Consider the following 13,433-nt stretch of genomic DNA (forward strand, 5'->3'; position numbering starts at 1 on the left):
GACGGTTCCTTTTATACCTTGAGGGTATCGTGCGAGACCCATTCTATATTGGAAGCCTTTAAAGATACGGCACAGAATCGGCTCAAATCTATAAAGAACCCAACGGGTATAGCCATGCCGATTTGCGCCATCGAGTCGATCGAGACCATCATCGTCGACCTTCCCACCATTCGCCCGCACAAGCTGGCGATGCACACCATGCAAAACCAGACGTTGGTGATCATCCGCCTGCGCTGCGCCGACGGCATTGAAGGCATCGGCGAGTCCACCACCATCGGCGGTTTGAGCTATGGCAACGAAAGCCCGGACAGCATCAAGGTCAACATTGACCGTCACTTCGCGCCGCTGCTGATCGGCCAGGACGCAAGCAATATCAACGCGGCCATGTTGCGCCTGGAGCGCAGCATTCGCGGCAATACCTTTGCCAAATCCGGCATCGAAAGCGCCTTGCTCGATGCACTGGGCAAACGCCTGAACCTGCCGGTAAGTGAGCTGCTCGGCGGGCGTGTGCGCGATGCGTTGCCGGTGGCCTGGACCTTGGCCAGCGGCAACACCGAACAGGACATTGCCGAGGCCGAAAAGATGCTCGACCTGCGCCGCCACCGTATCTTCAAGTTGAAGATCGGCGCCGGTGAGGTCAGCCGCGACCTGGCCCATGTGATCGCGATCAAAAAAGCCCTGGGCGAGCGCGCCAGCGTGCGTGTCGACGTCAACCAGGCCTGGGACGAGGCCGTGGCCCTGCGCGCCTGCAAGGTGCTGGGCGATAACGGCATCGACCTGATCGAGCAGCCTATTTCGCGCAATAACCGTGGCGGCATGGCCCGGCTCAACCTGTCGAGCCCGGCGCCGATCATGGCCGATGAATCCATTGAATGTGTCGAAGACGCCTTCAACCTGGCCCGCGAAGGCGCGGCTTCGGTGTTCGCGCTCAAGATAGCCAAAAACGGCGGCCCACGGGCGGTGTTGCGCACCGCCGCGATTGCCGAGGCGGCGGGCATCGGCTTGTACGGCGGCACCATGCTCGAAGGCGGCATCGGCACATTGGCGTCGGCGCATGCCTTTCTCACGCTGAACACGCTGGCGTGGGGCACCGAACTGTTCGGCCCACTGCTGCTCACCGAAGACATCCTCACCGAGCCGCCGGTGTACCGCGATTTCGAGCTGCATGTCTCCACCGCACCGGGCCTGGGCCTGGCCATTGATGAAGAACGCTTGGCGTTCTTGCGTCGTGACAAACACTAAGAGGCGCCTGCCATGTTGTTCCACGTAAAAATGACCGTGAACCTGCCGCTGGACATGAACCCCGAGCGCGCCGCCACCCTCAAGGCCGAGGAGAAAGCCCTGGCGCAGCGCCTGCAACAGGAGGGCAAATGGCGCCACTTGTGGCGAATCGCCGGGCACTACGCCAACTACAGCGTGTTCGACGTCGAGAGCGTGCAAGACCTGCACGACCTGCTGATGCAACTGCCGCTTTTTCCCTACATGGCCATCGAAGTGAACGCCCTGTGCCGCCACCCTTCGTCGATCCATGAGGACGACCGTTGAGCCTGTTTTGCACCCAATAATTACAAGATGAGGATTGCACCATGTCCATCCGACTGTCCCAGACTGCCCATGCCCAGGCGTTTCTCGAAGAAGCCAGCGGCAACCATAACGACGGCGGCAACCCGCGCGCCAAGGCGCTGATCTACCGGATCCTGCGCGATACGGTAAACATCATCGAAGACCTGGAAGTGACCCCGGAAGAGTTCTGGAAGGCGGTCAATTACCTCAATGAATTGGGTAAAAGTCAGGAAGCGGGTTTGCTGGCTGCCGGCTTGGGCCTGGAGCATTACCTGGACTTGCTGATGGACGCTGCGGACGAAGAGGCCGGTAAATCCGGCGGTACGCCCCGCACCATCGAAGGCCCGCTGTACGTGGCCGGCGCGCCGCTGAGCCAATACGAAGCGCGGCTGGACGATGGCAAGGACGACGCAGTGCCGCTGTTTATGCGCGGGCAAGTGCGCGACACCGACGGCAAGCCGTTGGCGGGTGCGATTGTGGATGTGTGGCAGGCCAACACGGGTGGCACCTATTCGTGGTTTGACCCAACGCAATCGGAGTTCAACCTGCGTCGGCGCATTGAGACCGATGCCCAGGGCAACTATCGTTTTCGTAGCATCGTGCCGTCCGGTTATGGCTGCCCGCCGACCGGGCCGACTCAACAACTGCTCGACCAGTTGGGTCGCCACGGGCAGCGACCGGCGCATATTCACTTCTTCATCTCGGCGCCGGGGCACCGGCACCTGACCACGCAGATCAACCTGTCGGACGACCCGTACCTGCATGATGATTTTGCCTACGCGACGCGCGATGAGTTGATCGCCGAGATTCGCTTTAGTGACGATCAGCAATTGGCGCGCGAGTTTGGGGTGCAAGGGCGGTTTGCGCAGATTGATTTTGACTTTGAGTTGCAACTGGCAGACGCGCCGGTAGAGCAAAAACGCATGCAGCGCGTTCGCGCCCTCGAAGACTGATTAAACGCGGTCAAAAAAATGTGGGAGCTGGCTTGCCTGCGATAGCAATGGTGAATGCACCACCGCTATCGCAGGCAAGCCAGCTCCCACAGGTTTTGTAGTGTTGCGGTTATTTGCGCACCACCAGATCCAACACCTCATCCCGGTCCTTGATCTTCTGCAACACAATCTCCGAACGAATATCCATCACCCCCGCCGTGCGGTTCAGGTGGTTCACGATAAAGTCGGAAAAGTGCTTGAGGTTGCGCGCCTGCACACGCAACACATAGTTGCTTGCACCCGTAATCACATAGGCACTGGCCACCTCCGGCCAGCCTTGCACCTTCTTGATAAACGTCTCGTGCCAGTCCTCCACATCCTGGCGCAACGACAGGTGCACGATGGCCTCAAGCTCAATCCCCAGCTGCTCGGCATTCAACACGGCGCGGTAGCCGCTGATGATTCCTTCGCTCTCCAGCAGGCGCAAACGGCGCAGGCAGGCGGAGGGCGAGAGGGCGACTTTTTCCGCCAGTTCCTGGTTGCTGATGCGGCCATCCTGTTGCAAAAAATGCAGGAGGCGCAGGTCGGTGGCGTCGAGAATCATGGTTAGAATAAATCCGCGTATTTGGGGGTTAAATTCGAATTTCCTACAGCTTAATTAGCCTGTTACCCACCACTTTGCACGAAAATTCTCTAAAACTTCGTTCATTATTTGGTCCATCTTCACTTATAAAAAATCAGGACAACCCATGACCACCCGAAGCCACTGCCAAGCCCTCGATGCCCAGGACCCGCTGGCGCCACTGCGTCAGCAGTTTGCCTTGCCTGCGGGCGTGATCTACCTCGATGGCAACTCTCTGGGCGCCCGCCCGGTGGCGGCGATGGCGCGCGCCCAGCAGGTGATTGCCGAGGAGTGGGGCGATGGCTTGATTCGCAGCTGGAACAGCGCCGGTTGGGCGGATTTGTCCCAACGCCTGGGCAACCGCCTGGCGCCGCTGATCGGCGCGCGTGACGGTGAAGTGGTGATTACCGATACCACCTCGATCAACCTGTTCAAGGTGCTCAGCGCTGCCTTGAGCGTGCAGCGCCAACGCGAGCCTGCGCGCAAGGTGATTGTCAGCGAGGCGAGTAACTTTCCCACCGATTTGTACATCGCCGAAGGCCTGACCGAGTTGTTGCAACAGGGCTATTCCCTGCGGTTGGTCAACAGCCCGGACGAGCTGCCCCAAGCCATCGACCAGGACGTGGCGGTGGTGATGCTTACCCACGTCAATTACAAGACCGGCTACATGTACGACATGCAGGCGCTCACCGCCTTGAGCCACGAATGTGGCGCGCTGAGCATCTGGGACCTGGCGCATTCGGCGGGCGCGGTGCCCATCGACCTGAACAAGGCCGGTGCCGATTATGCGATCGGCTGCACCTACAAATACCTGAATGGCGGGCCGGGCTCGCAGGCGTTTGTGTGGGTCAACCCGGCGTTGGTGGATATGGTGCGCCAGCCGCTATCGGGTTGGTTTGGCCACACGCGCCAGTTCGCCATGGAAGCTCACTACGCGCCAAGCGCCGGCATCACGCGCTACCTGTGCGGCACGCAGCCGATCACGTCGTTGGCAATGGTCGAATGCGGCCTGGAGATTTTTGCCCAGACCGACATGGCCAGCCTGCGCAGCAAATCCCTGGCCTTGACCGACCTGTTTATCGCGCTGGTCGAAGCCCGTTGCGCCGCCCACGGCCTGGAGCTGATTACGCCGCGTGAGCATGCCCGGCGCGGAAGCCACGTGAGTTTCGAACACCCTGAAGGTTATGCGGTGATCCAGGCCTTGATCGCCCGTGGCGTGATCGGCGATTACCGCGAGCCGCGCATCATGCGCTTTGGGTTTACGCCGTTGTACACAAGCTTTACCGAGGTATTTGATGCTGTAGAGATTCTGGGCGAAATCCTCGATAACTCCACTTGGGACCAGCCGCAATTCAAAGTGCGCAACAGCGTCACTTAAGGACAACACCTATCAACTGTGGGAGCTGGCTTGCCTGCGATAGCAATAGTGAATGCACCACCGCCATCGCAGGCAAGCCAGCTCCCACAAGGTTCAGCGCCAGCCATAACAATCACAATAATAAAGGGGCACACCACGTGACCACGCCAGACAACGGCTTTGCAGAGATCACCCATCGCGAACTGGGCCTGAGGCGCCAGCTCACTTCCGGCCAGATGAGCATGATCGCCATCGGTGGCGCCATCGGCACCGGGCTGTTCATGGGCAGCGCCTACGCCATCGGTTATGCCGGGCCGAGTGTGCTGGTGAGTTACGCCATCGGTGCGTTGATCACCTTGCTGTTGATGGGCTGCCTGGCGGAGATGACCGTGGCGCACTCCACCTCGGGCTCGTTCGGCGCCTATGCGGAGTTTTACATCAGCCCGCTGGCCGGCTTTCTGGTGCGTTATGCCTACTGGGCGGCGATTGTGCTGGCAGTGGGCGCCGAGGTCACGGCGGTGGCGATGTACATGAAGTACTGGTTTGCCAACGTGCCGGAGTGGGTGTGGATCGTGTCGTTTTCCAGTGTGCTGATCCTGCTCAATGCCATCAGCGTAAAGACCTTCGGCAACTTCGAATACTGGTTCTCGACCATCAAGATCACCGCAATCGTCGGCTTCATCATCCTCGCGGTGTACGTGGTGTTCGGCTCCGGTAATCCTGATTATGGCGTGCAGAACTACACGGCCCACGACGGGTTTTTCCCCCATGGGCTGAGCGGCATGTGGATCGCAGTGATCGTGTCGATCTTCAGCTATCTGAGCGTAGAAATGATTGCCGTGGCCGCCGGTGAAGCCGCCGACCCGGAGCAGGCGGTGAAGAAGGCCTTTCGCGCCACCATCGTGCGGTTGGTGGTGTTCTACATGCTGACCCTGGCATTGATGCTCGCCATCGTGCCGTGGAACCAGGCCGGCCAGACCCAGAGCCCGTTTGTTACGGTAATGCAGACCATTGGTATTCCCGGTGCCACCGGGGTGATGAATTTCGTGATCCTGATCGCCGCGTTGTCGGCGATGAACAGCCAGCTCTATATCACCACACGCATGATGTTCAGCCTGTCGCGTGCAGGTTTTGCGCCCAAGTCCATGGGCGCCTTGAGCAAGAGCGGCATTCCGCTGAACGCCTTGCTGCTGTCCAGCTCCGGCATTGCCCTGGCGACCTTGTTGAACGTGGTGTACCCGGAAAGCTCGTTCACCTTGATGATGGCGATTTCGATGTTTGGCGCGATCTTCACCTGGTTCATGATCTTCCTCACGCACCTGTTTTTTCGCCGTTATCGCAAGCGTCATGGCGGGCCGAAGCTGTCGTTCCAGCTGCGCCTGTTTCCCTACAGCACATTGCTGGGCCTGGTGCTGATGGGGGCGGTGATGATCACCACGTACTTCACCGAGGCCTTCAAGATGACGCTGGTGTTTGGCGTGCCATTCCTGATGATTCTGTCGGCGGTGTATTACGGGTTTTTCCGCAAGGGCAGGGCCAGGGCGTCGAACAAGGCTTTGGCGTAACCGGGCAATTGCTCGAAGGAGCGGGCGCATAACAGTAGTTTGCGACAGGCCCAGTCTTCGCTTAATGGCTGGGCTTTAATGCGCTTTTCTGTCGGCCAACGTTCCAATGCGGCCTGGGGCACGATGCCCAGGCCGGCGCCGCCGGCGACCATGCGGATCAACCCATCAAAACCCTCGGCGCGAATGCGTGTTTGCAGGCGAAAGCCTGCGTGCAAGGCCTGTTCTTCCAGGTATACCGAAAGCGCGCTGCTGGCGGTCAGGCCTACATAATCGTATTGCAGGCTGTCGATGAAATTCGCCGTCGCCAACGGATGATCGAGGGGCATGATCAGCACCAGTGGGTCATCGCGAAACGGCAGGGTCTGCAAGCCGTGGGTGTCCACCGCATCGGAGATAATCCCCAGGTCTGCTGTGCCCTGGCGCAAGGCTTGGGTAATGCGCAGGCTGGGCAACTCCTGCAAGTCGATATCGAGGTTGGGATGTTGGCGCAAAAAATCCGCCAGCAGTTCCGGCAGGTATTCGCTCAGGGCGGTGGTGTTGCACAGCAGGCGCACCTGGCCTTTGATGCCCTGGGCGTATTCGGCCAGGTCCTGTTGCAGGTGCTCGGCCTGTTGCAACAGCAGGCGGGCGTGGCGGGCCAGGGCTTTGCCGGCGGGTGTTGGGGTGACGCCACGGCGGCCACGTTCAAGAAACTCGATGCCCAATGACGCTTCCATCGCACGGATACGCGCGCTGGCCGCCGCCAGGGATAAATGGCTGCGCGCCGCGCCGGCAGTGATGTTGCCGGTGTCGAGGGTGTGCAGGTAGAGGCGCAGGTCGATCAGGTCAAAGTGCATGGCTGAGGTTTCTCGAGTGACTTCACTGGCCTTATCGCAGGCAAGCCAGCTCCCACCTTTTGCTTTGTGAACACAGTCCAATGTGGGAGCTGGCTTGCCTGCGATAGCTATTTAAGCCTCACGCAAAACAAGAGGCTACCTCAGTATATGGCGAATTTTCGACCTCAACGAAATCCTGCAAAATCGCCCCATGACTACCTTCCTCGCGTTTTACCAAAACCTCGGCCTTGCCTTGACCCTGCTGGTGGTCGGCACCTTCCTGCTGGCCGGCACCGTCAAGGGCGTGATCGGCCTGGGCCTGCCCACCGTCGCCATGGGTATGCTCGGCCTGGCTATGCTCCCGGCGCAGGCTGCGGCCTTGCTGATCATTCCATCCACAGTCACCAACCTCTGGCAACTGGCGTTCGGTGGCCACTTGAGCGCCTTGCTCAAGCGCCTGTGGCCAATGCTGCTGCTGATTTTTCTCGGCACCGGGCTTGGCACGTTGTGGCTGGGCACGGACGGCGGGCATTGGGTGGTTCGCGCGCTGGGTGGCGCCTTGCTGGTGTATGCGTTAAGTGGCTTGTTTTTGCCGACCTTCAAGGTGAAACCTAAAACCGAGCGCTGGCTTGGCCCGTTGTGCGGTCTGGTCACCGGCCTTATCACTTCGGCGACGGGCGTGTTCGTGATTCCGGCCGTGCCCTATCTGCAAGCCCTGGGTTTGAACCGCGATCAATTGGTGCAGGCGCTGGGGCTGGCGTTCACCGCTTCCACGTTGGCGTTGGCCGCAGCGCTGACCTGGCGTGGCACCCTGGGCGGTGGCGAAGTCAGCGCCTCGCTGTTGGCGCTGATACCCGCGTTGTTGGGGATGTGGCTGGGCCGGGTGTTGCGCCAGCGCATCAGCGCGGTGCTGTTCAAACGGGTGTTTTTCGTCGGCATGGCGCTGTTGGGGGGCCATCTACTGATCAGCGGCTGAGTGGCTGTTCACGGTGTAAGCTGTCGCGAACCGATTGAGAGGACACCCCGTGAAAGCCCGATCCGATGAGCTACAGATCTTCGTCAGCGTGATTGAGTGCGGCTCGATTTCGGCAGCCGCGGAGCAGGTCGGGCAGACGCCGTCGGCGGTCAGCCGCACCTTGTCGCGCCTGGAAGCCAAGCTCGACACCACGCTGATCAACCGCACCACGCGGCGCATGGACCTGACCGAGGAGGGCAAGTACTTTTTCGAACAGGCCAAGCTGATCCTGGCGCAGATGGACGAGCTGGAAGAGCGCCTGTCGTCGCGCCAGAAGAACCCCGCCGGGCGCCTGCGCATCAATGCGGCCGTGCCGTTCATGCTGCATGGGATCGTGCCCTACATTGCCGAGTTTCGCAGCCTCTACCCGGATATCCAGCTGGAGCTGAACAGTGACGACGTGATCATCGACCTGCTGGAGCAAAGCACCGACATTGCTATCCGCATCGGTGCCCTGGCCGACTCGACCCTGCATGCGCGCTCGTTGGGTTGCACGCCGCTGCATATCCTCGCCAGCCCCGACTACCTCAAGCAGTTCGGCACGCCGAAGACGGTGGCCGAGTTGGCCGACCATACGCTGCTGGGCTTCACCCAGACCGAAACCCTCAACCACTGGCCGTTGCGCCACGTGGAAGGCGACCGCTGGCTGATCCAGCCAAGCATTGCCGCCTCCAGCGGCGAAACCGTGCGCCAGCTGGCGCTGGAAGGCCAGGGCATTTGCTGCCTGTCGAACTTCATGACCAACGCCGACATCGATGCCGGGCGCCTGGTGCCGGTGCTGGAAGCCTTCAACAGCGGCTATCGCCAGCCGATCCACGCGGTGTTCTACCGTAACTCGCAGTTGGCGCTGCGCGTCCAGTGCTTCCTGGACTTCATTCAAACCAAGCTTGCGCGGTATGCCTGCTGATTCGTGACCTGTGCGCAAGATTGAATTGGGCAGCATGGGCTTATTCGGCAGGAATGAGTCCTTGATACTGGGCCTATCACTTACCCAGTCAGGAGCAACCTCCATGAACGTATTCGTCACCGGCGCAGCAGGGTTTATCGGCGGCTCCATCGCCACCGGCCTGGTCAAGGCCGGCCACACGGTCACCGGCCTGGTGCGCAGCGCCGAGCAAGCGGCTGAAATGACCGCCCTGGGCATCACGCCCGTGATCGGCACGCTGGATGACGCCGCCGTGTTGAGCGCACAGGCTTCTAAAGCTGATGCGGTGATCAATGCCGCCAGCAGCGACCATCGCGCTGCCGTCGAAACCTTGCTGGCCGCCTTGAAAGGTTCAAACAAGCCGTTCCTGCACACCAGCGGTTCGAGCATTGTCGGTGATGCTTCGGGCGGTAAATCCAGCGATGTCATCTACGTTGAAGACAACCTGCCGGAGCCGACCGTCGACAAGGCCGCGCGCGTGGCCATCGACAACCTGATCCTGGCGGCGGCCAAAGAGGGCGTGAACTCGGCGGTGATCTGCAACACCCTGATCTACGGCCACAGCCTGGGCGTGAAGCGTGACAGCGTGCAATTGCCACGACTGCTCAAACAGGCGCGTAAGAGCGGCGTGGTGCGCCATGTGGGCACTGGCCAGAACATTTGGTCCAACGTACACATTGAAGACGTGGTGGCCCTGTATCTGCTGGCCTTGACCAAGAACGTTCCGGGCACGTTCTACTTTGTGGAAAGCAGCGAAGCGGCGTTTGTCGACATGACCACCGCGATTGCCCAAGCGCTGAACCTGGGCGAGCCGCAGGATTGGCCATTGGCTGAGGCTGAGGCTGAGTGGGGCTATGAAATGGCCAACTATGGCCTGGGTTCCAACAGCCGGGTGCGTGGCAAACATGCGCGTGAGTTGCTGGGCTGGGCGCCGACGCGCACGTCGGTGGTGGAGTGGATTCGCAACGAGATGGTGTGATGTTCGCTTAGTACCGTGGCGTTGCCATCGCAGGCAAGCCAGCTCCCACACTTGAATGTATTCGCAATTCAAAATGTGGGAGCTGGCTTGCCTGCGATGAAGGCGACTCGGTTCATGTGTTGTTACACATTACTGGCCCCACCGACCGCAATTCCGTACCATCCCCCGCCATATCCCTCGCTACTCCCTGGTACCTCATGAACCTCACCCGTCTGCGCGCCGATGCCCTGGCCGGCCTCACCACGTCTTTCGCGCTGCTGCCCGAATGCATCGCCTTTGCCCTGGTGGCTCACCTCAACCCGCTGATGGGCCTCTACGGCGCCTTTATCATCTGCACGCTCACGGCCTTGTTCGGCGGCCGGCCGGGCATGGTCTCGGGCGCGGCGGGTTCGATGGCGGTGGTGATCGTGGCGCTGGTGGTGCAACACGGCGTGGAGTATTTGCTCGCGACGGTGCTGCTGGGCGGTCTGATCATGGTCGCGTTCGGCCTGTTACGGCTGGGCAAACTGGTGCGCATGGTGCCGCATTCGGTGATGCTCGGGTTCGTCAACGGCCTGGCGATTATCATTGCGCTGGCACAGCTGGAGCATTTCAAAAGCGGTGAAACCTGGCTGAGCGGCACGCCGTTGTATGTGATGAGCGGGCTGGTGGCGGCGACCATGGCGATTGTTTACCTGCTGCCACGCCTGACCCGCGCCGTGCCGCCCGCGCTGGTGGCGATTTTGGGTGTCGGCCTGGCTGTTTACCTGCTTGGCCTGCCAACCCGCACGTTGGGCGACATGGCCCACATCGCCGGCGGCCTGCCAACCTTCGCGTTGCCGCAAATCCCGTGGACCCTGGAAACCCTCGGCATCATTGCGCCTTACGCGTTCCTGATGGCGATGGTCGGCCTGCTGGAAACCCTGCTGACCCTGAACCTCACCGACGAAATCACCGAAACCCGTGGCTACCCCGACCGCGAAAGCGTGGCCCTGGGCGCGGCGAATATGGTCTCGGGCCTGTTTGGCGGCATGGGCGGTTGCGCGATGATCGGGCAAACTGTGATCAACTTGAGCTCTGGCGGGCGCGGGCGTTTCTCCGGGGTGTTCGCCGGGGTGATGATCCTGTTGTTTATTCTGTTTTTGTCGCCGCTGATTGAGCGTATTCCGCTCGCGGCTTTGGTCGGCGTGATGTTCGTGGTGTCCCAGCAGACCTTTGCCTGGGCGTCGCTGCGGGTGATCAACAAGGTACCGGTCAACGACGTGTTGGTGATTATTGCGGTAACGGTGATTACCGTGTTCACCGACCTGGCCACCGCCGTGCTCTGCGGTATCGTGATTGCGGCGCTGAACTTCGCCTGGCAACAGGCGCGGGAACTGTATGCCGATGAGCACCTGGAAGCCGACGGCAGCAAGCTGTATCGCCTGCACGGCACGCTGTTCTTTGCCTCGACCACGCCATTTTTGAACCAGTTCGACCCGGCCAACGACCCGGCCCAGGTGACGCTCGATTGTCGTCACCTGAGCTTTGTCGACTATTCAGCGACTGCAGCGCTGATGACTTTGCGCGAGCGCTACACCAAGGCCGGCAAGCATTTGCGCGTGCTGCATTTGTCGGAGCGCTGCAAGAAGCTGCTCAAGCGCGCCCGCGTGCATCACGACTGATTACAGCGGCAGCATATTTTCCAGTTCCTGGGCGCGGGTGCGGGTCATGTCCAGCATGCAGCCGATGCCATTGACCTGATCGATGGTGCCACCAGTCGCTGAGCCGATGAAGCCGCAGTTGGCGTCTCGGTACTTGATCCACAGGCGCTGTACGTCCTGCAGTTGCTGCTTCTGTTTGCCTTCCTGAAGCGCAAGGACGTCTTTGTAGGCCTTGTTCAGGCGCGCGTCCTGGATCTTGGCTTCGGTGGCGTTGCAGCTGACCATGTCCGCCGTGGTGTTGGCGCCATCCAGGCATTTTTTCAACGCCGGGCTGTCATCGGCCCAAGCGCTGCCGCAAAAGGCCAGCAGCAGTGCGCTGGCGGCGAAAGGAACAAGCAAGGTCTTGCGCTTCATTCTTGGTTTTCCTGGTTGTGGATAAGCCTGCCATCTGAGACTCGGCCTTGGTAGCTGAGTTTCCGCACGCAAAAAACTTCATGTAAGAACACCCCCCGAATTTTCATGGGCTGGCGTTGGGCATGTCCCAAAGCGACAGCGCTTATCTGTGGGCGAAAATTACTTTCATAAAAATTGAAAATTACACCCGGTAATGATTTATGAGTTTCACAACCAATTCGACGTGACCCTTTCCAAGGAGTACCGCATGGCCGCACCACTGGGCTTTGGGCTGTTGGCATACGCTGCCATCGCCATCATTGCATTGATCGTGCTGATTGCACGTTACCGACTCAACCCGTTTATCGTCATCACGTTGGTGTCTATCGGCCTGGCCTTGATGGCCGGCATGCCGGCCGACACGATCATGGGCTCGTATGAAGCGGGCGTCGGCAAGACCCTTGGGCATATCGCCCTGGTGGTGGCGTTGGGCACCATGCTTGGCAAGATGATGGCCGAATCCGGCGGTGCCGAGCAGGTTGCGCGCACGCTGATCAACCGTTTCGGCGAGCGCAACGCGCATTGGGCGATGGTGTGTATCGCGTTCCTGGTGGGGCTGCCGCTGTTTTTCGAGGTCGGTTTTGTGTTGCTGGTGCCGATCGCCTTTACCGTGGCGCGGCGTGTGGGCGTGTCGATCCTGATGGTCGGCTTGCCGATGGTCGCCGGTCTGTCGGTGGTACACGCGCTGGTGCCGCCACACCCGGCGGCGATGATGGCGGTGCTGGCCTATAACGCGTCGGTGGGGCAGACCGTGCTGTACGCGATTCTGATCGGCATTCCCACGGCGATCATCGCCGGCCCCGTGTATGCCAAGTTCATCGTGCCGCGCATCCACTTGCCGGCGGAAAACCCGTTGGAACGCCAGTTTATCGAGCGCGAGCCGCGTACACGTTTGCCAAGTTTCGCCCTGACCATGGGCACCATCTTGCTTCCGGTGGTGCTGATGATGATCGGCGGTTGGGCCAACGTGATTTCCACTCCGGGCACTGGTTTCAATCAATTCCTGCTGTTTATCGGCAACTCGGTGATTGCGCTGCTGGTCGCCACGCTGGTGAGCTTCTGGACCTTGGGCCTGGCCCAGGGCTTCAACCGCGAATCGATCCTCAAGTTCACCAATGAATGCCTGGCGCCGACCGCCAGCATCACCTTGCTGGTGGGCGCGGGCGGCGGTTTGAACCGCATCCTGGTGGACGCGGGCGTGACCAATGAGATTCTTGGTCTGGCGCATGCCTTCCACCTGTCGCCGCTGGTGATGGGTTGGTTGTTTGCCGCATTGATGCGCATCGCTACCGGCTCGGCCACCGTGGCCATGACCACGGCCTCCGGTGTGGTCGCGCCCGTCGCCATGGGCCTGGGTTATCCACACCCTGAATTGTTGGTGCTGGCCACTGGTGCTGGGTCGGTGATCTTTTCCCACGTCAACGACGGCGGCTTCTGGCTGATCAAGGAATACTTCAATATGACGGTGATCCAGACCTTCAAGACCTGGACCGTGTTGGAGACTTTGATTTCTTTGGTCGCGTTTGGTCTGACTTACGGCCTTTCTCTTGTTTTATAAGCCTCATTTTGTAAGCCTCATTTTGTA

General features: G+C 60.3%; 13 protein-coding genes. 10 read left to right on the forward strand and 3 right to left on the reverse strand.

What is annotated here, in order from left to right; genetic code table 11:
• The first annotated feature begins 114 nt into the window (after positions 1-114).
• From AOA62_RS19015 to catA, 3 genes are read left to right on the forward strand one after another with little or no spacing between them, the layout of a single operon-like run.
• On the forward strand, positions 115-1,242 hold the full coding sequence (locus AOA62_RS19015) for a muconate cycloisomerase family protein (RefSeq protein ID WP_017137961.1): 1,128 nt from the start codon (positions 115-117) through the stop codon (positions 1,240-1,242).
• Positions 1,243-1,254: 12 nt separating this feature from the next.
• Positions 1,255-1,545: a muconolactone Delta-isomerase gene (gene catC / locus AOA62_RS19020; RefSeq protein ID WP_099549426.1), complete on the forward strand. Its 291-nt coding sequence runs from the start codon at positions 1,255-1,257 to the stop codon at positions 1,543-1,545.
• Between the two features lie 41 nt (positions 1,546-1,586).
• Positions 1,587-2,516 (forward strand): catechol 1,2-dioxygenase, encoded by a 930-nt coding sequence (gene catA / locus AOA62_RS19025; RefSeq protein WP_099549427.1) that lies wholly within the window; start codon positions 1,587-1,589, stop codon positions 2,514-2,516.
• 109 nt (positions 2,517-2,625) lie between these two features.
• Here catA and AOA62_RS19030 read toward each other — a convergent pair whose 3' ends face one another.
• Positions 2,626-3,099 (reverse strand): Lrp/AsnC family transcriptional regulator, encoded by a 474-nt coding sequence (locus AOA62_RS19030; RefSeq protein WP_003176072.1) that lies wholly within the window; start codon positions 3,097-3,099, stop codon positions 2,626-2,628.
• A 145-nt stretch (positions 3,100-3,244) separates the two neighbouring features.
• On the opposite strand from AOA62_RS19030, the gene kynU reads away from it, so the two are divergent.
• Entirely contained in the window at positions 3,245-4,495 is a 1,251-nt protein-coding gene (gene kynU, locus AOA62_RS19035; protein ID WP_099549428.1) for a kynureninase, read from the forward strand.
• Between the two features lie 137 nt (positions 4,496-4,632).
• Positions 4,633-6,039 (forward strand): amino acid permease, encoded by a 1,407-nt coding sequence (locus tag AOA62_RS19040; RefSeq protein ID WP_099549429.1) that lies wholly within the window; start codon positions 4,633-4,635, stop codon positions 6,037-6,039.
• Here AOA62_RS19040 and AOA62_RS19045 read toward each other — a convergent pair.
• Positions 5,985-6,875, reverse strand: coding sequence for a LysR substrate-binding domain-containing protein (locus AOA62_RS19045; protein ID WP_099549430.1), 891 nt, complete (start codon positions 6,873-6,875; stop codon positions 5,985-5,987). The genes AOA62_RS19040 and AOA62_RS19045 overlap by 55 nt on opposite strands.
• A gap of 190 nt (positions 6,876-7,065) precedes the next feature.
• On the opposite strand from AOA62_RS19045, the gene AOA62_RS19050 reads away from it, so the two are divergent.
• The 4 genes from AOA62_RS19050 to AOA62_RS19065 all read left to right on the forward strand — a co-directional run bounded on the left by AOA62_RS19050 (position 7,066) and on the right by AOA62_RS19065 (position 11,416).
• Entirely contained in the window at positions 7,066-7,830 is a 765-nt protein-coding gene (locus AOA62_RS19050; protein WP_099549431.1) for a sulfite exporter TauE/SafE family protein, read from the forward strand.
• 49 nt (positions 7,831-7,879) lie between these two features.
• Positions 7,880-8,776: a LysR family transcriptional regulator gene (locus AOA62_RS19055; RefSeq protein WP_099549432.1), complete on the forward strand. Its 897-nt coding sequence runs from the start codon at positions 7,880-7,882 to the stop codon at positions 8,774-8,776.
• Between the two features lie 103 nt (positions 8,777-8,879).
• The gene (locus AOA62_RS19060) at positions 8,880-9,773 is read left to right on the forward strand and encodes an NAD-dependent epimerase/dehydratase family protein (protein ID WP_099549433.1); all 894 of its coding nucleotides are present in this window, start codon (positions 8,880-8,882) and stop codon (positions 9,771-9,773) included.
• Positions 9,774-9,970: 197 nt separating this feature from the next.
• Positions 9,971-11,416: a SulP family inorganic anion transporter gene (locus AOA62_RS19065; RefSeq protein ID WP_099549434.1), complete on the forward strand. Its 1,446-nt coding sequence runs from the start codon at positions 9,971-9,973 to the stop codon at positions 11,414-11,416.
• Here AOA62_RS19065 and AOA62_RS19070 read toward each other — a convergent pair whose 3' ends face one another.
• Positions 11,417-11,809, reverse strand: a complete 393-nt coding sequence (locus AOA62_RS19070) for a lysozyme inhibitor LprI family protein (RefSeq protein WP_099549435.1) — start codon at positions 11,807-11,809, stop codon at positions 11,417-11,419.
• A 247-nt stretch (positions 11,810-12,056) separates the two neighbouring features.
• Here AOA62_RS19070 and AOA62_RS19075 point away from each other — a divergent pair, with 247 nt between their 5' ends.
• Positions 12,057-13,406 (forward strand): gluconate:H+ symporter, encoded by a 1,350-nt coding sequence (locus tag AOA62_RS19075; protein ID WP_256592416.1) that lies wholly within the window; start codon positions 12,057-12,059, stop codon positions 13,404-13,406.
• The last annotated feature ends 27 nt before the right edge of the window (positions 13,407-13,433 follow it).

Source organism: Pseudomonas sp. 2995-3 (genome assembly GCF_002742565.1).
GTDB classification, from domain to species: domain Bacteria; phylum Pseudomonadota; class Gammaproteobacteria; order Pseudomonadales; family Pseudomonadaceae; genus Aquipseudomonas; species Aquipseudomonas edaphica.

Bases quoted from the DNA above. Each gene is read 5' to 3' on its own strand.
- AOA62_RS19015 (WP_017137961.1), top strand. From the start codon at position 115: ATGCCGATTTGCGCCATCGAGTCGATCGAGACCATCATCGTCGACCTT.
- catC (WP_099549426.1), top strand. From the start codon at position 1,255: ATGTTGTTCCACGTAAAAATGACCGTGAACCTGCCGCTGGACATGAAC.
- catA (WP_099549427.1), top strand. From the start codon at position 1,587: ATGTCCATCCGACTGTCCCAGACTGCCCATGCCCAGGCGTTTCTCGAA.
- AOA62_RS19030 (WP_003176072.1), bottom strand. From the start codon at position 3,099: ATGATTCTCGACGCCACCGACCTGCGCCTCCTGCATTTTTTGCAACAG.
- kynU (WP_099549428.1), top strand. From the start codon at position 3,245: ATGACCACCCGAAGCCACTGCCAAGCCCTCGATGCCCAGGACCCGCTG.
- AOA62_RS19045 (WP_099549430.1), bottom strand. From the start codon at position 6,875: ATGCACTTTGACCTGATCGACCTGCGCCTCTACCTGCACACCCTCGAC.
- AOA62_RS19050 (WP_099549431.1), top strand. From the start codon at position 7,066: ATGACTACCTTCCTCGCGTTTTACCAAAACCTCGGCCTTGCCTTGACC.
- AOA62_RS19060 (WP_099549433.1), top strand. From the start codon at position 8,880: ATGAACGTATTCGTCACCGGCGCAGCAGGGTTTATCGGCGGCTCCATC.
- AOA62_RS19065 (WP_099549434.1), top strand. From the start codon at position 9,971: ATGAACCTCACCCGTCTGCGCGCCGATGCCCTGGCCGGCCTCACCACG.
- AOA62_RS19070 (WP_099549435.1), bottom strand. From the start codon at position 11,809: ATGAAGCGCAAGACCTTGCTTGTTCCTTTCGCCGCCAGCGCACTGCTG.
- AOA62_RS19075 (WP_256592416.1), top strand. From the start codon at position 12,057: ATGGCCGCACCACTGGGCTTTGGGCTGTTGGCATACGCTGCCATCGCC.